This window comes from Novosphingobium sp. NFX11 (genome assembly GCF_057376415.1).
This window is the reverse complement of sequence record NZ_CP080385.1, coordinates 209,360-227,047: the sequence shown is the minus strand read 5'-3', so window position 1 is coordinate 227,047 and position 17,688 is coordinate 209,360. Positions and strand designations below refer to the sequence as shown.

The window sequence follows — 17,688 nt, the reverse complement described above, 5'->3', positions numbered from 1 at the left end:
GTCGTGATCAGCGCGTGAACGCCTGGGCATTGCCCGCATCGACGTTGATCATGTTGCCGGTGGACTTGGCGGACTGGTCGCCCGCCAGGAAGTACACCGCCTCGGCAATGTCACCGGGCAGCACGTCGCGCTTGAGCATGGAGCGCTGGCGGTAATGTTCCTCCAGTTCCTTGCCGGTGTCGATACCGTGGGCGCCCGCGCGCTCCTTGCGCCAGTCGCCGTCCCAGATGCGGCTGCCCTTGATGACGGCATCGGGGTTGACGACGTTGACGCGGATGCCGTGCGGCGCCCCTCCAGCGCCAGACAGCGCGCAAGGTGGTTGGCCGCCGCCTTGGCCGAGGCATAGGCGCTGGCATTGGTAGCAGCGGCGACGCCGTTCTTCGAGCCGATGAACACGACGCTGGTGCCGCCCTGTTCCTTCATCGCCTTCAGTAGCGGCCACGCGGCCCGGCTGGTCAGGAAATAGCCCTGCGCCAGAACGTCGTAGTTGCGGTTCCATAGCGCGATGGTGGTCTCCTCGATCGGCGCCGAGGAGGCGATGCCCGCATTGGCGACGAGGATGTCGAGGCCGCCGAACTCGCGCGCGGCGACGGCGAAGGCCTCGGCGACTTGCGCTTCATCCGTCACGTCGCACACCACCGAACGCACCACGTCCTTGCCGAACTGCCTGGCGAAACCGGCGCGCACGTCCTCGACGACGGCGCCGTCGCGGTCGGCGAGAACCACGCAGGCGCCCTCGGCCATCAGCCGCGCCGCGCTAGCCGCGCCGATGCCGCCCGCCCCGCCGGTCACCAGCACGACGCGGCCGACCAGGGGCTTGAGCGCGGGCATGCGCTGCAGCTTGGCTTCCTCGAGCAACCAGTACTCGATGTCGAAGGCTTCCTGTTCATCGAGCGCGATATAGTCGCCGATCGCCTCGGCCCCGCGCATGACATTGATGGCGTTGCCGTAGAACTCGCCGGCGAGGCGCGCGGTGGTCTTGTCGGTGGCGAACGTGATGCGCCCGACGCCCGGCACCAGCACCACGACCGGATTGGCATCGCGCATCGCGGGCGAGTTCGGACGCTTGCAGCGCTCGTAATAGGCAGCATAGAGGTCGCGGTAATCGGCGATCTTCTGCGCCAGGTAGGCGTCATCCTGCAACCGCGCCGGGTCGAGCGTCAATGGCGCGATCTTGGTACGCAGGAAGTGATCGGGGCACGAGGTCCCGAGGTCAGCGAGACGCTGGAAGTCGGCCGAATTCACGAACTCGAGCGCTTCGGCATCGTCGGAATAGTGGCCGACCTTGCGCCGCGCTCCGGTCATCAGGCCACGTAGGCGGGGCATGAGATCGGCCGCGATTGCCGCGCGGTCCCCGGCGGTTTCATAAGCCGCGCCGCCGAACGCGGGCTTACCGGCAAGGCCCGCATTGAGGTAGGCGGCAGCGTCGGCGATCAGTTCGACGGTGTGTTCGTAGCAGGCCTTCGCGCTGTCCGCCCAGCAGATGATGCCGTGGCCCGCGAGCATTACGCCTTCGACGCCGGGGTTGGCCGCCACGAAGTCACGCAGTTGCACGCCCAGCGTATAGCCGGGGCGCTTCCACGCCAGCCAGCCGATCCGGCCGCCCCAGATCGCCTGCGTCGCCGCCTCCCCGCCGGAGCTGGCGGCAAGCGCGATGATCGCGTCCGGGTGGACGTGATCGACATGCGCGAAAGGCAGCAGCGAATGGAGCGGCGTGTCGATCGACGCCGCGCGGCCGTTCAGGTTGAAAGTGCAGTGCGGCAGGTAGCCGACCATCTTGTCGTCGTCGTCCGGGCCGCCGTAGTGCTGTTCGAGGCCAAGCAGCTTGTCCTGATAGAGCGTCGCGAATCCATCGAGCTTCATCGAGCCGATGTCGCCGCCCGAGCCCTTCACCCACAGCACTTCCACCGTCTCTCCGGTCAGCGGATCGACCTCCTGCAGCTTGGCGGAGGTGTTGCCGCCGCCGAAGTTGGTGACAGTCAGGTCGGAACCCAGCAGGTTGGAGCGGTAGAGCAGCAGTTGGGCAGGAGAAAGAGACGCCGCGACCGAGTCGTCCCACCGGCTGGTCGGCACGGCGAAAGTGAGCGCGGGGGCGGATTTCAACGGGGCGGCGGGGGCAGTGATCGTATCCATGGGCACCCTCTGACATTTCCTCTTTTCATGTTCAATCTGACTCGATACTAATCGCTCATAAGCAATCAATCAACACCATGTTCAGGCAGATCGCTGCCTGGTTGAAAATGGCGGCGGAGAGAATGGCAGGAACAGGCGCTTACATCGTCGTCGATATTGGCAAGACCCTCAGCAAGGTGTCGCTGTGGTGCCGTTATGGTACCCTTGTGTGCCGCCAGGTGCGCCCCAACCCGACCCATGAAATCGACGGGATTCGCCGCCTCGACGCCGAGGGAATCGGCGAATGGCTGCGCGCCACCTTGCGTGAATGGGCAGGCCATCCGGTCGAGGCGATCATCCCCGTGGCCCATGGCGCCGCCTTCGCCGCGATCGGAGAAGACGGGCTGCTATTCGCCCCGCTCGACTACGAACAGCCGATCCCGGGCGACGTCATGGCCGCCTACCGGGCCGAGCGCGACGCGCTGGCCGTGACGGGCTCCCCGCCCTGCCCGACGGCCTCAACATGGGCGCGCAGATCTGGTGGATGGCGCAGCGCCACCCCGAGGCGATGGCGCGGGCGACGCTGGTGCCCTGGGCGCAGTACTGGGCCTGGTTCCTCGCCGGCCGGGCGGTCAGCGAAGTGACCAGCCTCGGCTGCCACTCGGACCTCTGGGCACCCGGCGAAGCGCGCTTCTCCCCGATGGCCGAGCGCCTCGGCTGGGCCGAGCGCTTTGCCCCCGTGGTCGGCGCAGGCGAGGTCGTGGGCACCCTGCGCCCCGAACTCGCGGCCGAGACGGGCTTGCCCGCGAGTGCGCAAGTGCTTGCCGGACTTCACGATTCCAACGCCGCGCTGCTCGCCGCGCGCGGCTTCGCGCAGATCGCGCGGCAGGAGGCGACGATCCTTTCCACCGGCACATGGTTCATCGCCATGCGCCTTGCCGCCGGACCTTTCGCCATCGCCTCGCTGCCCGAAGGGCGCGACACGCTGGTCAACGTCGATGCCTATGGCGCGCCCGTGCCCTCGGCCCGTTTCATGGGCGGGCGCGAGATCGAGACGGTCATCCAGCTCGACACCCGCCGCATCGACATCAAGCCCGACCAGCCCCGCCTGATGGCCGAAGTCCCGGCGCTGCTGCGCCGCCGCACGATGATGATGCCCACGCTCGCGCCCGGCTTCGGCCCCTATCCCGACGGCGAGGCGCGCTGGGTCAACGCGCCGGTCGAGTGGCAGGGAACCTGGTACGCCCGACGCGCGGCAATCTGCCTTTATGCCGCGCTGGTGGCGGATACCGCGCTCGACCTGATCGGTTCGAAGGACCGGCTGCTGATCGAGGGGCGCTTTTCCGAGGCCGAGGTCTTCGTGCGCGCGCTCGCCGCGCTGCGGCCGGACACCCGGGTCTTCCTCGCCAATGCCCATAACGACGTCTCGTTCGGCGCGCTGCGCCTGATCGACCCGTCGCTCGAAGCGGGCGGCGAACTTATCTGCGTCGAACCGCTGGAAGGCGACCTCTTCGGCTATCGCGACGCCTGGCGCGAAGCCGTGGCGAAGGCTCCCGCAGGACTGACCGCATGATCACCGCCTCGATCCCCGACTTTCGCGAAGCCGCACGCCGCACGCTGCCACGCTTCCTGTTCGAATACATCGACGGCGGCTCCTATGCCGAGGCGACGCTGCGTCGCAACGTCTCCGACCTTGCCGAACTCGCCCTGCGCCAGCGCGTGCTGCGCGACGTCTCGGCGCTGGACCTGTCGACGCAGCTGTTCGGCCAGAAGCTGGCCCTGCCCCTTGCATTGGCGCCGATCGGGCTGGCCGGCCTCTACGCCCGGCGCGGCGAGACGCAGGCGGTGCGGGCGGCGCAGAACGCCGGCGTTCCCTTCACGCTCTCCACGGTGGGCGCCTGCACCATCGGCGAAGTCGCCAGGGCTGCGGACCGGCCGTTCTGGTTCCAGCTCTACATGATCCGCGACCGCGCCTTCATGAAGGACCTGCTGGCGCAGGCGGTCGAGGCGGGCTGCTCCACCCTCGTCTTCACCGTCGACATGCCGGTCCCCGGCAGCCGCTATCGCGATTACCACACCGGCCTTGCCGGATCCGGCGGCATCAAGGGCGCGCTCTGGCGCTTCGCGCAGGCGGCCGCCCGGCCCGGCTGGGCATGGGATGTCGGCATCAACGGACGCCCGCACACGCTCGGCAACGTCGCCCCGGTGCTACAGGGCAGGACCGGGATCGAGGACTTCTTCGCCTGGATGCGAAACAACTTCGACCCCTCGATCAACTGGCGCGATCTCGATTTCATTCGCTCCGAATGGAAGGGGCCGCTGATCATCAAGGGTATTCTCGACCCGGATGACGCGCGCGAAGCCGCAGAGCTGGGCGCGGACGGCATCGTCGTCTCCAACCACGGCGGGCGGCAGCTCGACGGCGTGCTTTCCAGCGCCCGCGCCCTGCCTCCGATCGTCGATGCAGTGGGAGACCGCCTGACCGTGCTGGCCGACGGCGGCATCCGCTCCGGCCTCGACGTGGTGCGGATGCTGGCGCTGGGCGCCAAGGGCGTGCTGCTGGGCCGCGCCTGGGCCTGGGCGCTCGCAGCCGGCGGCGAGGCAGGCGTCACGAAGATGCTCAAGCTGATCGAGGCCGAAATGCGCGTTGCCATGGCGCTCACCGGCACCACCCGCATCGACCAGATCGACCGCAACTGCCTGGCGGCCACCCGATAACATACATCAAGAGAGGATCACGAAAATCATGGGAGGCAATCCGCCGCTGGGCGTCCTGTTTCACTGGCTTGGCGGCTTCGCCTCCGCCAGCTTCTACGTCCCCTACAAGCGCATCCAGCTGTGGTCGTGGGAGATATTCTGGCTTGCGGGCGGCATCTTCTCCTGGGCCATCGCGCCCTGGCTCTTCGCCTCGCTGCGCACCGAGGACCTGCTCGGCGTATTGGCCGCCACGCCTTCGCGGACCCTGCTGTGGTGTTGGTTCTGGGGTGCGATGTGGGGCTTCGGCGGGCTGACCTTCGGGCTGACGATGCGCTATCTCGGGCTCTCTCTGGGCATGGCCGTGGCGCTAGGACTGACCACGGTGATCGGCACGATGGGACCGCCGATCTTCCACGGCACCATCGGCGAGATCGCCTCACGCCCCAGCGGACAACTGACGCTGCTGGGCATTCTGGTGACGCTGGCGGGGATCGTCGTCGTCGCGCGGGCGGGCAGCGCCAAGGACAAGGACCTGGGCGGCAAGATTTCCGAGGGCGTGGCCGAGTTCGACCTTCGCAAAGGCCTGTTGATCGCGGTGTTCTCGGGCGTCATGTCGGGCTGTTTCGCCTGGGGCCTCGATGCCGGACAGCCGATCCGCGACCTGACGCTGGCGGCCGGGACCGATCCGTTGAGCCAGGGGCTTCCGGTGCTGTGCGTGGTGCTTGCGGGCGGCCTCACCACCAATGCGATCTGGTGCGCGATCCTCATCCGCCGCAACCGCAGCTTCGGCCAGTTTCTCGGCCGAGTGCCGACCGGGGAAAAGCCCAGGCTTCTGGTCAATTACCTGCTGGCGGCGCTGGGCGGCACCTTGTGGTACTTCCAGTTCTTCTTCTACACGATGGGCGAGAGCCAGATGGGACGCTACGGCTTCTCCTCGTGGACGCTGCACATGGCTTCCATCATCCTGTTCTCGACGCTCTGGGGCTTTGCGCTGAAGGAGTGGAAGGGCGCCAGCCTTCGTACGCGCACGCTGGTCTGGACCGGGATAAGCCTGCTCGTCGGCTCGACGGTGATCATCGGGGCGGGCAACATGATCGAGGCGGGGATGACCCCGTGAGCAGAAATGATGGCTCATGATCGAAAAGTCCGTCATAAGCCCGCGCATGGACCGACATAAAGCGACATAAGGTAGCCAATGCACTCTACGCAGCGTGAAAGCCTGATCCTCGAAGCGGTGGCGGCCACCGGGTTCGTGACGTATCGCGCACTCGAGGCACTTCTCGAAGCCTCGCCGGCGACGATCCGGCGTGACCTCACCCGTTTGGAGGAAGAGGGCCTGATCGTGCGCGTACACGGCGGCGCAAAAGCGCCGCAAGATCAGAAGGAGGAACGCGAAAGCGGGCTTTCAGGTACGCCGTTCGCCCAGTCGATCTTGCAAAACCTGCCTGCCAAGCAGGCGATTGGTCGTGCTGCGGCAGCGCTGTGCCTCCCCGGCGAAGGCATCATGATCGACGGGGGAACCACGACCTTGCAAATGTGCCCGCATCTGGCTGGGCTCGATTGCCAAGTGCTTACCAACTCGCTGCATATCGTCGATGCGCTCTTGCCGCAGGAGGGTACGCGGGTATTGCTTCCTTCAGGCACCGTATTTCGCGAACAGAACATTGTCCTGGCGCCGGCAGGAGAAGAATCGATGCCGCGCTTTCACGCTCCCAAGCTATTCATGGGAGCGGCCGCGATTGGCCCGCAAGGCGTGATGCAGCAGGATATTATCCTTGTCGCCGCCGAACGCAGCTTCATCAAGCGCGCGGAGACACTCATCCTGTTGATCGACAGCAGCAAATTTGTTTCGATCTCGGGTTCCATCGTCTGCGATCTTAGCGAAGTCGACGTGGTGATTACTGACAAGGGCGTTGATCGACAGGCTTTGGAAATGTTGGAGGATGCTGGGATCGAGGTAGTGGTTGCCTGAAAACGAGGATTGGTCCGTTCAACGCATCCGCTGATCGAAGGGAGCAACCTTCTGCAGCAAGCGTTGGCAAGGCTTTGTACGACGAGCGCATTTTGCCTTACTTCATCAGAGGTCTCATGCGCCCGTCGCGGGACGCAGTCAGAACTATTGAGCCAATGCCGCCCGCTCGGCGGCAATTTTCTTCAGCACGTCCTCGAACACCTCGACCGGCTGGCCACCGGACACAAGGTACTTCTCGTCGATGATGATCGCCGGGACGCTCGAGATCCCTCGCGAACGCCAGATTTCCTCGTCATCACGGACTGTCGCAGCGTACTCATCTCCGGCAAGGACTTCCGCCGCACGCGACATATCGAGGCCCGCAGCTGCCACCACATCCAGCAGAACCTCATGGAGCGAGACATTGACGCCTTGCGTGAAATACGCCTCGAACAGCGCGTGCTTGAGTTCGGATTGGCGGCCCTGTTCTCCCGCCCAATGCAACAGCCTATGTGCGTCGAACGTATTGTAGATACGGCTCTCGTCGTTCATCGCAATCGTGAAGCCGACACCTGCGGCCCGCTCCTGGATCGCCGCCCTGCTCGCGGCCGACTGTTCCGGCGTGGTGCCGTACTTCCGCGCAATGTGCTCGCGCAGGTTTTGCCCTTCGTTCTGCATGTTCGGGTTCAGTTCGAACGGCTGGAAATGAATGTCTGCCGAGACATCTCCCTCAAGCCGTTCAAGCGCTGCTTCCAAGCTCTTCAGACCGATGACGCACCAGGGGCAGGCGACATCGGACACGAAATCGATCTTGAGGTGCTGCGGCATGTTCAGGCGTTCCTTCAATCGGCTGCATCGGCGTACCGTCGGACAGATAGGAACGATCGGGCGCATGACGAGAGGTACCCGCCATTTCCCCGATTAGCGCCGCGGCTCCACCGAGACGATCGCACGGCGATAGCTGATCAGCGCCGGCGTGCCCCGGTCGCGCGCTTCCAGAATGATGTGGAAGCGGGTCGGCTCGGTCACCTCGGGCACCACGAAACGGGTCTCCAGAGGGTCGCCGCGCTGGAGTTCGACGCGCGGGCTGCGGTTGACCGCCTCGGCCTCGCGATACTGCCACCAGGTGTAGTCCACCAGGTCCCCGTCCGGATCGTGCGAACTGGCTGCGGAAAGGCGCACGGTTTCGCCCGGAAGGGCAGTCATTGTCACTGCTGTGACACCCTGAGTGCCGTTGAGTGCCAGTCTTGGTGTGTGATTTGCGCCCTTGAACGCGCCCTGCAGCGTCCACTGGATGCGCGCCGCAAAGTCGTTCTGGAACGCCTCGCGCCAGCGCCAGATCGTCGCCTTATTGGTCTGGTGGACTTTGCCGTCGGCCCCGGTGACGAGGTCGCTCGTGTCGGTCCAGATGCCGTCCCATTCGGACACCTTGCCGTAACGCCCGCCCCAGTTCCCGTAGTCGGGATGCTCGGGATCGCCGAGGCCGTTGGGAACCAGGTAGAGGAAGCTGGGCGTGTCCCCTCCATGATGAACTCGTAGTTCGGATATAGCGAGCCGAGCGGGCCGATCTGCACATTCTCGCGCAGCCACTCCTTCGAGACGGTGGTGAAGTCCGGTCCGTCGAAATAGTACATCCGGTCGCCCGAGATGCCGCCCCAGGTCGACAGGTTGTAGTGCCGGTGCGCCGTGAGACTGACGATCCAGAACACGTCCGGGAACTGCCGCCGGACCCATGGCCCCGCGTTGTCCTGATCGGAGATCGAGTAGACGCGCAGCTTCGCCGCAAGGCGCGCCACGTCCTCTGCCGGGCGTGTCTCGCGCAGCGACCACAGCGCCTGCGCCAGATCGACCGCCCCGCCCCAGACGCAGATCCACACCGGGCGCGGGTCCGCCTTGTCGAGCGCGGCGACGATGGCGCGCGATCCCTCGGTATCCTTCCCCGCGCCGACGCCGAGCATCCCGTATTCGGGCCGCCCCGGCCTCACCCGCGCGCGCAATTGCGCGGCCGAGGGCCAACCCTGCGCATGGGCACGCAAGTTGGGCAGCACCTGTTCGTAAGCGTCGATGCGCTTCAGGATCTGCTCGGGATGAACCGAATCCTGCAGATGCCGCGAGGTCGATGGCACCAGCGCCTCGACCTCGAATTCGTTGGTGTACAGCAGGAACCGCACCATCGATTCCATGTCGTCCGGGTCCGAGCCGATGTCCGTCAGGACGATCACGCGCGGCTTTCCGGCTTCCGCGACGCGGGACACCGGAGCGGCTTTTGCCAGCCCCGGCAACCCGAGCGCTGCGGCTGCGAGCAGAACCGGAGCAAGGCGCTTCATCACCATATGTCATCCCGAATGCCGGGAAGGGACCGGGTATCGCGACCCGGTCCCTTCCATCGATGGTCAGAAGCGGACGCGCACACCGCCGGAGAAGCGGCGGCCAGTCCTGCGATACTCCTTGGTGCGGTCCTCGCTGACGGAGTAGATGAACTCCTTGGCGTCATTGAGGTTGAGCGCGTCCGCGAAGATCGTGAACTGCGGCGTCACTTCATAGGACAGCCCGGCATCGAGCTGGCCATAGGCGGCGAAGTATTCCGGCTCGCCGTTGCGGCCGGAGGCCACCTGCAGGAAGTTGTCGCGCCAGGTATAGGCCACGCGCGCCTGCAGGCCGTACTTCTCGTAGAACCCGACGAGGCTGTAGGAGGTCTTCGACAGGCCCTCCAGCCCGTAGGACACGCCCGCGACCTGGTTGGTGTAGTTAGCATTCGACTTGGTGTAGTTGAAGCTGGTCTGCACACCCAGACCGTCGAACGGCGCGGGAAGGCCGGTGAAGGCCTGACGATAGCCAAGCTCGAAGCCCTTCACCGTCGCACCCTTGCCGTTGTCGGGCACGGTGACCTGGAACGTCACCTGATCGACCAGTTGCGGCGTCGTCACCAGGGTCACGAAGGAGTCGATCTTCTTGTAGAACGCGGCCGCCGACAGCAGCGAACTCGCGTTGAAGTACCACTCCACGCCGGCCTCGATCTGCTTGGCGCGGAACGGCTGCAGGTCGGGGTTGCCGCGGCTGATCGTCTCGTTGCCGGGGTTGGTCTGGATCGACTGGCGCGGCGACAGGTCCGTCAGCGTCGGGCGCGTCATCACCTTCGAGGCGGCGAGGCGCAGGATGAGGTCGTTGGTCGCCTCCAGCTTGATGTTCACCGAGGGCAGCCAGTCGTTGTACTTGCCCTTGAAGCCCACCGGAACGACCGGCGAGACGACGATGATGTTCTGCCCCTGCCCGTTCGGCTGCGCGCTGAGGACCGTGCGCGATGCGCCGGTCGAGGTATACGTCGTCCCCTCATAGCGAAGACCCGCGTTGATCGTCAGCGGCATCGAGCCCAGCGAGGTGCGGAAGTTGGCCATGACGTAGCCGATCTTCACCTTCTCATCGACCACCGAAGAGGCTGAAGGCGAGAAGACCGCCGGGTTGAACGCAATGCCGTCCTCCGCCGCGAACTGGTCGATCACGCTCACCAGCTGCTGCGGGCTGTAGATCACCCAGTCGCGAATGATGTTCGAAGGGCCGCCACCCTGGAAGAAGTTGCGGTTGGTGGGCTGGAACAGATAGCCCGGAAGCACACGGTCAGAGCCGCAGTAGGCGCACTGCTCACCGAAGGGCATCTCGTCCCCGGTCAGCGTCTTGGTGCGGCGCGAGTACATGCCGCCGGCGAAGAGCGTCAGGTTGGACGTCGCCTCCCATTCGTTGTCGAAGCGGTATTCCTCGATCTTGTCGTCGACATCGGTGCCGCCGCCCCAGATGTAATAGTGCGCGGTGATGCCGTCGGGGCTGGTCGCGGCGTTGGGGTAGTTCGGACTCGAGAAGCCATATTCGTAGATCGGGCTGCCGGAGCGGCGATCGAACCAGAGGTCGATGTTCTTGCGCCGGATCGTGGTGAAGAGGTTGTCTTCCTTGCCGCGCCGTTCCGCCTTCGAGCGCGAGGCGTCGAAGCGCATCTTGAGCGTCTCGGTCGGCTTCCATTCGACGTTGGCACCGAACTGGTTGGTCATGACCTTGCGGTGGTCGTACTGCAGGATCTGGTCGACGAAGCCGCCCTGATAGCGCTGATAGACCGCCTCCTGGCCTTCGACCACCTGCTCCACCAGAGTACCGCCGGAGAAGTCGTAGGCGAGACCGGTCTGCTGCTCCTTAAAGTCAGCCTTCGAATAGAGCCCGTCGAGCGAGACGGTCAGCGTCTCGGTCGGGCGGAACTGCAGCGAACCAGAGAAGCCGTAGCGCTTAAGGTTGCGCTCGAAGAAGAACGGCGACAAGTTCGAAGGCATCGAGACCCGCGTGAACGGTGCCACGTCCGGGCCGATGCGCGCGCCGGGAACGCCGCCTGCATTGTAGTAGGAATCGGTGCTGGAACGATAGACGTGGCCCGCGCCGATGGTGAATTCGTCGTTGCGGGTCTGGCGCTCGGTGTAGACCGCCGAGAGCGAGATGCCGAGCGTCTTCTCCGCATTGCGCCAGGAGGCGACGCCCGAGATTTCCGGATTGAACTTGTCGGCCAGCTCCGCCCACATCTGCCCCGCCGATCCGGCGAACGAGAATTCGTCCTTCTGGTCGATCGCGCGCAGGGTCTTGACGTCCACCGTCGCGCCGATCGAGGCGCCGTTGATGTTGGCCTGCGGTGATTTGTAGACGTCGGCCCCGGCGATGATCTCGGACGGCATGACGTCGAACGAGAACTCGCGGCCATTGTTGTCGGTCGCCAGCGTGCGGCCGTTGACGGTCACCGCGTTGAACTTCGGCCCGAAGCCGCGAACGGTGATGTAGCGTCCCTCGCCCCGGTTGCGCTCGATGGTGACGCCGGCGATGCGCTGAAGCGATTCCGCGACGTTCTGGTCCGGCAGCTTGCCCAGGTCCTCGGCGACGATCGAGTCCACCACCGCAATGGAATCGCGCTTGATGTCGATCGAAGCCTTCTGGCTGGCGCGGATGCCCGCGACGATGATGACGTTCTCCGCATCGACTGCCTCCGATGCCCCGGTATCAGCCGCAGCTTCTTGAGCCTGCGCGCTGGTTGCCAGCGCTAGCACCGATGCAGCTGAAAAAAGCAGCGCCGTCGTGGCCGCGCTGCGAAGCCTTCCCTCCTTGGACATTTCGACTCTCCCTCGAAATTCTTTGCAGGCGTTATGACCTGCCAAAGATCATGTGTCAAACTACATCATACGTATTATGAATTATCGCACCGAGCGGATCGGCAGTACGCAGAGCGCCGAGGCGAACACGAAGACGACGGCGGCGATGAAGATCGCGCGGTAGTCCCCGCCGAACACGCCGAGCAGCGCCGCCGCCATGACCGGGCTGATGATCTGGGGTATGTTGACGGCAGTGGTGAGCACGCCGAGGTCCTTGCCCTCGTCACCCAGCGCCGCCTTGGGCAACACTTGCGTCATCAGGGCCATGTCGATCGACATGAACATGCCGTAGCCCACGCCGATGACGGCCGCGTATACCCACATCCCCGCCATCGAGGGCGCGACCAGCGGCGCCACCATTGCCGCGCCCATGATGAGGCTGCCGCCGATGACGAAGGGCTTGCGCCGCTGCCAGCGGTCCGAAAGCCAGCCCGATACGAGCGAGGACACCACCAGGCACAACAGCGTCACCATCGCCATATTGGCGATCGCGAGGTTGGAGGCGCCATCTGCCAGCCCGATGTAATCGCGCAGGATGTAGAGCAGGTAGGCGGCGACGGCCTGATAGCCCATGTAGATCGTGAAGCGGCTGGCGAAGGCCCAGGCGAAGTCGGGATGTTCGCGCGGACTGATCCAGAAGCTCTTCAGGAACGCGCCCCAGTGCACCGGACGGTGCGGCTGGGTGTCGCTGGGCGGCTCGCGGTTGAGCGCCACGAAAGCCACGCACGAGGCGGCGATGGCGCCTGCGAACAGGCCATAGGCCAGCAGCCGCTCCGACGCGAGGTAGCCCGCGACGACAGTGCCCGCAGTCAGCCCGGCGGTCATCCCCGCGCCGACGATGCCGGAGACACCGCCGCGCGTCTCGGGCGCGAAGCGGTCGGCGATCAGCGTCGTCATCGCAGGCTGCATCGAATTGTAGGCAACCGCCGCCATGACCCACAGGACCATCAGCGACCAGAACCCGGTCGTCCACGACACCCCGAACAGGCACGCCGATCCGACCAGCGAACCGATCGCGATCCACGGCGAGCGCCGTCCCCAGCGGCTGCGCGTACGGTCCGACAGGGCTCCCGCGATGGGCGTTGCCAGAGTCGAGAAGATGGAAGTGATCGCAAAGAGCAGCGCCAGGTTGTTCTCCTTCGAGCCCGGCGAAAGCTCGGCAATCTGGTTGGGCAGCAAGACCCCCAGAACGCCGCTGTAGAGCGCCATCAGCAGGAAGAAGTTGACCATCAGAGAGAGTTGCAAGCGCCAGCGCGCGCGACCCTCAACCCAGGCAGGATCGGAAACGTCGCCGTGCATCACTCTGCAGCCCGCCGCATTTCCGGCACCAGCCGCAGCCCCGCGTCCGCCGGGCGGCGATGCGGCCCGCCGCGCTCACCCCAGCCGATGGCGGCGACTGCACTGGCGACCGCGGCCTCGTCGATCTCTATGCCAAGACCCGGACGGTCGCCCAGCACGATGCCGCCCTCGGCGATCTGCTGGTCCACGTCGAACCCGGCGGGAAAGGCGAAGTCCTGCACCTCGATCCCGATCATGTTCGGCACCGCCGCCGCCGCGTGCGCCACCGGGTTGGCGTTGTAGGCGACCGGCGAGACCGGCAGCCCCGCGAATGCGCGGCCATGGCCACGCGCAGGAAATGGGTGATCCCCCAGACGCTACCCGCCTGCACGATATCGACCGCGCCCGCATCGAACAACGGCGCGTACTGCTCCAGCCCGGTCAGGTTCTCGCCGGTCGCCACCGCTGTCTTCGCGGCGCGGGCGATGCGGGCATGGCCCGCCGAATCCCACCGACGGACCGGTTCCTCGATCCAGGTCAGGTCCACGTGCTTCGCGATCTCGGCAAGGTGGCGGATCGCCTGCTTGGTGTTCCACGCCTCGTTGACGTCGAGCATCAGTGCGGGCCGGCTGGTATTGCGCGAGAGAATCTCGCGCGCCGTTTCCAGCCGCGCGATGTCGCGGTCGAGATCGCGCCCGCCCTTGATCTTGGCGGCGGTAAAGCCGCGCTCCGCCCACTGTCCGTAGTGCGCAGCGAAGGCGGCATCGTCGAGACCGTAGCACAGGCCCGAGGCATAGCCCGATACGAACCGGTCGCCCGCGCCCAGCGTACGCCACAGCGGTTCCTCGGCCATCTTCGCTTTCAGATCCCACAGCGCCATGTCGACCGCCGCGATCGTGCCGAAGGTTGCCCCGGCATGGCCGCTCTTGAACACATGCGAGAGCATCGCGTCATAGAGCGTCGCAACGCCGCGCGGGTCCGCGCCCTCGACGGCGGGGAACAACCGGTCGATCTCGCGGTGCAAGCCCAGGCCGATGCCGGTGAGCCCGCCGTCCGTCTCCAGCAGCAACACCGGCACTTCGGTAATGCCCGATTCGACGATCCCATTGACGTCGCCGACAGGCCGCTGCCAGTCGTGAAAGGCGGTAAGGCTGCGGTAGCCTGTGATCTTCATCCGGGTTTCCTCTGCCCCAAGCCCTGTTTGTAATTCGTATTATGTATGATCTATGTCGTTTGACAAGCCTTGACGTGCTCCGTCAAGTCGGTTCAGCGTGAATCAGGCGCGAACGATGCGCGTCACCATGATTTCACAAGGCGTCAAAAAGCATGCAGGACAAGGTAGTCGGCCTCGGAGCGCCCGCTAAGACACGGCGGCGTCCGCGCCTGGCCGAAGCGGTGGTGGAGGAACTGGTCAACGCCATCGTCACCGAAGTCTATCCGGCCGGCAGCGCACTTCCTCCCGAGAACATGCTGTGCGACCACTTCGGCGTCAGCCGCACCGTCGTGCGCGAGGCGACTACCGCACTCACCGAAAAGGGCCTCGTCGTCTCGCTGCAGGGGCGCGGCACCATCGTGCGCGAGCAGGGTGACTGGAACCTTCTCGACCCTATGATTCTGGCGGCGCTGTTCCGGCGCGAGGACGGGCTGGCCTATCTCGACAACCTGCTGGAAATCCGCTCCTCGCTGGAGGCCTCGATGGCCGCCAAGGCCGCCCGGCGCGCGACGCCGGAAACCCGCGCGGAACTGAAGACCCAGATCGACAAGCTGGAGGCGCTGGTCGAGATGCCTGCCGCTTACGTGCATGAGGACGTGAACTTCCACGACGTCATCATGCGCATGTCGGGCGCACGGCTGAGCAAGGCGATCATCGACAGCATCCAGTCGCGCGCGCTCAACACCCACGGCTATTCGGGCACGCTCAACGTCGAGCACGTGCGCGAGACTCACGCCGCGCATCGCAAGGTCTATCAGGCCATCGTCGACGGCGATGCCGAAGCCGCGGCCAAGGCAATGCGCGACCATATCGAGTCGTCGTGGGCCCGGCGCAGGGCGAACGGGGCGCAGTGACGCCATCCCGGACTTGATCCGGGACGACGGGCGTATCTCCTAGTCCTGCTCCGACAGCGCATAGATCCGTTCCATCTCTACCCACGTGGTATCCGGCGCGAAGGGTAGCGGGCGCTGGAACGTGCGCATCAGCGCGTCCCACGCCTGCACGTCCGGGTTGGCCGCATCGCGCGCCGCCTTGCCTTGCGGATCGGCGGCCAGCGCGGCGTCCTGCTCCATCACCATGAACATCCGGTCGCCCACCAGCCAGATCTGCAGATCGCGCACACCATCGGCGCGAGATCGCCTCGGTCACCGCCGCCGGAGGGCCGCCCGGCGCGTGCCATTCCCGGTAGCGCGCGATCATCTCCGGCTCATCGACAAGGTCCACCGCGAAGCATCTGCGCACGATTTCAGTCATTCCACTCTCCCGGTTGACGCCCATCCTCTCCTTACGTATTCATCATACGTCTTACAAGATGGAGAGGGCAGGCATGGCCTTGCTGTATGGCGCCGAGCGGTCGAAAAGACACATCGCCGAGCGCACCGGATCATTGTCGCAGTTCGCCGGGGTCCGGCTGATGACGCTGGGCGACGGAGTCGAGCGCGGCGTGCGCCTGCTGGAATTCCGCACCGGCTCGGGCCTGCGCTTTACCGTGCTGGTGGACCGCGCCATGGACATCGCCGAGTGCGACCACGCCGGGCGTGCGGTGGGCTGGCACTCGCCGTCCGGCTTCCGCAACCCGGCGCTGCACGACTACGAGGGCGAAGGCGGGCTCGGCTGGTTCCGCTCGATGTCGGGGCTGAACATCACCTGCGGCCTCGACCACATCCTGTTCATGCATGACGACCCGGCGGGCCACTACAACTACGGCCCGCGCGAAGTCGTCTCCTCCTCGCTCCACGGGCGCGTCGGCACGATCCCGGCGCAACTGACCGGCTACGGCGAGCGCTGGGAGGGCGATGCCTGCATCTTCTGGGCCGAGGGCATCGTGCGCCAGTCCACCGTCTTCGGGGAAGACCTGCACCTCATCCGCCGCATCGAGGCGGACCTCGGCGGCAACGAAATCCGCATGACCGACCGGGTGGTGAACCACGGCTTCTACACGACGCCGCACATGTACTGCTACCACATCAACGTTGGGCATCCGGTGGTGGCGGAAGGCGCGCGCTACGTCGCCCCGGTGCGCGAGGTGCTCTGGGCCGCCCACGCGGACGACTATCAGAAACAGGGCGTCGGTTATCGCACCCTGCCCGCGCCGATCGTCAACTTCCACGAACAGGTCTGGCAGCACGACATGGCCCCCGATGCGAAGGGCCGCGTCGAGGTCGCGCTGGTGAACGAGGCGCTGGGCTTCGGCTTCTCCGTAACGACCCGCAAGGACCAGTTCCCCTGCATGTTCGAGTGGCAGAACCTCCACGCGGGCCACTATGCGGTGGGGATCGAGCCCTCGACCAACCACGTCCTCGGCAAGGATTTCGCCCGCGAACGCGGCGAGCTGATCCTGCTCGAACACGGCGAGGAGCGCCGCTACGACACGGTGCTGCAGGTCTTGCCGGACAGCGCCGCCGTCTCCGCCGCCGTGGCGCGGATCGAGGGCGTCATGCTGCAGCCGCAGGAAGAATATCCCGCGCCCACCGGCAATTACCCCGTGATCGGAGGCCGCGCATGAAAGGCCGCACCGTCCTCTACACCGGCGCGGCGGGCGGGCTCGGGCTCGATACCACGCTGCTGCTGATCGAGCGCGGCGCGCATGTCATCGCGCTCGACAACGACGATGCGAAGATCGCCCGCCTCTCCGCCGCCGCTGCCGGCAAGGGGCCGGGACAGCTCACGGTCTCGCGCACCGATCTGTCCGATCTCGCCGCGCTGCGCACCATCCTGGACGCTCTGGCGCGGGAGCACGGAGGCATCGACGTCGTCATCAACAACGCCGCGATCTACCCCTCCAAACCCTTCGAGGACTATACCATCGAGGAGCACCAGCGGGTCCAGCGCATCAACGTCGACGCCGGGATCGTCGCGGTGCAGGCGGCGCTGCCTGGGATGCGCGCGAAGGGCTTCGGCCGGATCGTCAACGTATCGAGCATCACGATCTCGGGCGGGTGGGCGAACCTGTCTCCCTACGTCGCCTCCAAGGCCGCGCTGGTCGGCCTGACGCGGGCATGGGCGCGCGAGTTCGGCGAATGGGGCGTCACCGTCAACGCCATCGCCCCCGGCGCCTTCCCCACCGACGCCGAGACGATCCACCCCGATCCCGAGGGCTACAACCGCATGGTGCTGGACGCCCAGGCGATCAAGCGGCGCGGCACCGCGTCCGACATCGCCCACGCCATCGCCTTCTTCGCCGCCGACGAGGCGGGCTTCATCACCGGACAGACGCTGCACGTCAACGGCGGCTGGACCATGTCCTGAAGGACACGATCGAC

General features: G+C 65.8%; 13 protein-coding genes and 3 pseudogenes. 8 read left to right on the top strand and 8 right to left on the bottom strand.

The genetic code is table 11. The features are described 5' to 3' along the window. Nucleotides 1-7 precede the first annotated feature (7 nt). A pseudogene (locus tag KZO24_RS18820) lies at nucleotides 8-2,133 on the bottom strand (bifunctional rhamnulose-1-phosphate aldolase/short-chain dehydrogenase). Nucleotides 2,134-2,255: 122 nt separating this feature from the next. On the opposite strand from KZO24_RS18820, the gene KZO24_RS18815 reads away from it, so the two are divergent. From KZO24_RS18815 to KZO24_RS18795, 5 genes are all read left to right on the top strand, one after another. Next, nucleotides 2,256-2,756 carry a hypothetical protein gene (locus tag KZO24_RS18815; protein WP_486487535.1) on the top strand — a complete coding sequence of 167 codons (501 nt, stop codon included), beginning with the start codon at nucleotides 2,256-2,258 and terminating at the stop codon, nucleotides 2,754-2,756. Next, entirely contained in the window at nucleotides 2,657-3,685 is a 1,029-nt protein-coding gene (locus KZO24_RS18810) for a carbohydrate kinase (RefSeq protein ID WP_486487725.1), read from the top strand. Before KZO24_RS18815 ends, KZO24_RS18810 begins: the two co-directional genes overlap by 100 nt. After that, nucleotides 3,682-4,830, top strand: coding sequence for an FMN-dependent L-lactate dehydrogenase LldD (gene lldD, locus KZO24_RS18805; protein ID WP_211150810.1), 1,149 nt, complete (start codon nucleotides 3,682-3,684; stop codon nucleotides 4,828-4,830). The genes KZO24_RS18810 and lldD overlap by 4 nt, the downstream gene beginning before the upstream one ends. A 28-nt stretch (nucleotides 4,831-4,858) precedes the next feature. After that, complete coding sequence (gene rhaT, locus KZO24_RS18800; protein WP_271183037.1) at nucleotides 4,859-5,926, top strand: L-rhamnose/proton symporter RhaT; 1,068 nt, start codon at nucleotides 4,859-4,861, stop codon at nucleotides 5,924-5,926. Nucleotides 5,927-6,004: 78 nt separating this feature from the next. Then, nucleotides 6,005-6,781: a DeoR/GlpR family DNA-binding transcription regulator gene (locus tag KZO24_RS18795; RefSeq protein WP_271183038.1), complete on the top strand. Its 777-nt coding sequence runs from the start codon at nucleotides 6,005-6,007 to the stop codon at nucleotides 6,779-6,781. A 144-nt stretch (nucleotides 6,782-6,925) separates the two neighbouring features. On the opposite strand, the gene KZO24_RS18790 is transcribed toward KZO24_RS18795, so the two are convergent. The 6 genes and pseudogenes from KZO24_RS18790 to KZO24_RS18765 form a co-directional block, all read right to left on the bottom strand. Beyond that, nucleotides 6,926-7,588 (bottom strand): DsbA family oxidoreductase, encoded by a 663-nt coding sequence (locus KZO24_RS18790; protein ID WP_271183039.1) that lies wholly within the window; start codon nucleotides 7,586-7,588, stop codon nucleotides 6,926-6,928. A 93-nt stretch (nucleotides 7,589-7,681) separates the two neighbouring features. After that, entirely contained in the window at nucleotides 7,682-7,966 is a 285-nt protein-coding gene (locus tag KZO24_RS18785) for a hypothetical protein (RefSeq protein WP_486487724.1), read from the bottom strand. Nucleotides 7,967-8,254: 288 nt separating this feature from the next. After that, a pseudogene (locus KZO24_RS18780) lies at nucleotides 8,255-8,934 on the bottom strand (DUF1593 domain-containing protein); the annotation flags it as partial. A 219-nt stretch (nucleotides 8,935-9,153) separates the two neighbouring features. Beyond that, a complete protein-coding gene (locus tag KZO24_RS18775) occupies nucleotides 9,154-11,895 on the bottom strand; it encodes a TonB-dependent receptor (protein WP_271183041.1) in 2,742 nt (913 codons plus the stop codon). An 81-nt stretch (nucleotides 11,896-11,976) separates the two neighbouring features. Beyond that, nucleotides 11,977-13,179 carry an MFS transporter gene (locus tag KZO24_RS18770; RefSeq protein WP_430099217.1) on the bottom strand — a complete coding sequence of 401 codons (1,203 nt, stop codon included), beginning with the start codon at nucleotides 13,177-13,179 and terminating at the stop codon, nucleotides 11,977-11,979. A 53-nt stretch (nucleotides 13,180-13,232) separates the two neighbouring features. Continuing rightward, a pseudogene (locus tag KZO24_RS18765) lies at nucleotides 13,233-14,386 on the bottom strand (mandelate racemase/muconate lactonizing enzyme family protein). 152 nt (nucleotides 14,387-14,538) lie between these two features. Here KZO24_RS18765 and KZO24_RS18760 point away from each other — a divergent pair. Next, nucleotides 14,539-15,279 carry a FadR/GntR family transcriptional regulator gene (locus KZO24_RS18760; RefSeq protein WP_271183044.1) on the top strand — a complete coding sequence of 247 codons (741 nt, stop codon included), beginning with the start codon at nucleotides 14,539-14,541 and terminating at the stop codon, nucleotides 15,277-15,279. Between the two features lie 39 nt (nucleotides 15,280-15,318). Here KZO24_RS18760 and KZO24_RS18755 read toward each other — a convergent pair whose 3' ends face one another. After that, on the bottom strand, nucleotides 15,319-15,546 hold the full coding sequence (locus tag KZO24_RS18755) for an L-rhamnose mutarotase (RefSeq protein WP_486487534.1): 228 nt from the start codon (nucleotides 15,544-15,546) through the stop codon (nucleotides 15,319-15,321). Nucleotides 15,547-15,752: 206 nt separating this feature from the next. Between KZO24_RS18755 and KZO24_RS18750 the strand changes: the two genes are divergently transcribed. Both KZO24_RS18750 and KZO24_RS18745 read left to right on the top strand, forming a co-directional pair. After that, entirely contained in the window at nucleotides 15,753-16,931 is a 1,179-nt protein-coding gene (locus KZO24_RS18750; protein WP_271183046.1) for an aldose 1-epimerase family protein, read from the top strand. Next, nucleotides 16,928-17,674 carry an SDR family NAD(P)-dependent oxidoreductase gene (locus KZO24_RS18745; protein WP_271183047.1) on the top strand — a complete coding sequence of 249 codons (747 nt, stop codon included), beginning with the start codon at nucleotides 16,928-16,930 and terminating at the stop codon, nucleotides 17,672-17,674. The genes KZO24_RS18750 and KZO24_RS18745 overlap by 4 nt, the downstream gene beginning before the upstream one ends. Nucleotides 17,675-17,688 lie beyond the last annotated feature (14 nt).

Bases quoted from the DNA above. Each gene is read 5' to 3' on its own strand.
- KZO24_RS18810 (WP_486487725.1), top strand. From the start codon at position 2,657: ATGGCGCAGCGCCACCCCGAGGCGATGGCGCGGGCGACGCTGGTGCCC.
- KZO24_RS18745 (WP_271183047.1), top strand. From the start codon at position 16,928: ATGAAAGGCCGCACCGTCCTCTACACCGGCGCGGCGGGCGGGCTCGGG.
- KZO24_RS18750 (WP_271183046.1), top strand. From the start codon at position 15,753: ATGGCCTTGCTGTATGGCGCCGAGCGGTCGAAAAGACACATCGCCGAG.
- KZO24_RS18790 (WP_271183039.1), bottom strand. From the start codon at position 7,588: ATGCCGCAGCACCTCAAGATCGATTTCGTGTCCGATGTCGCCTGCCCC.
- KZO24_RS18785 (WP_486487724.1), bottom strand. From the start codon at position 7,966: ATGACTGCCCTTCCGGGCGAAACCGTGCGCCTTTCCGCAGCCAGTTCG.
- KZO24_RS18760 (WP_271183044.1), top strand. From the start codon at position 14,539: ATGCAGGACAAGGTAGTCGGCCTCGGAGCGCCCGCTAAGACACGGCGG.
- rhaT (WP_271183037.1), top strand. From the start codon at position 4,859: ATGGGAGGCAATCCGCCGCTGGGCGTCCTGTTTCACTGGCTTGGCGGC.
- KZO24_RS18795 (WP_271183038.1), top strand. From the start codon at position 6,005: ATGCACTCTACGCAGCGTGAAAGCCTGATCCTCGAAGCGGTGGCGGCC.
- KZO24_RS18815 (WP_486487535.1), top strand. From the start codon at position 2,256: ATGGCAGGAACAGGCGCTTACATCGTCGTCGATATTGGCAAGACCCTC.
- lldD (WP_211150810.1), top strand. From the start codon at position 3,682: ATGATCACCGCCTCGATCCCCGACTTTCGCGAAGCCGCACGCCGCACG.
- KZO24_RS18775 (WP_271183041.1), bottom strand. From the start codon at position 11,895: ATGTCCAAGGAGGGAAGGCTTCGCAGCGCGGCCACGACGGCGCTGCTT.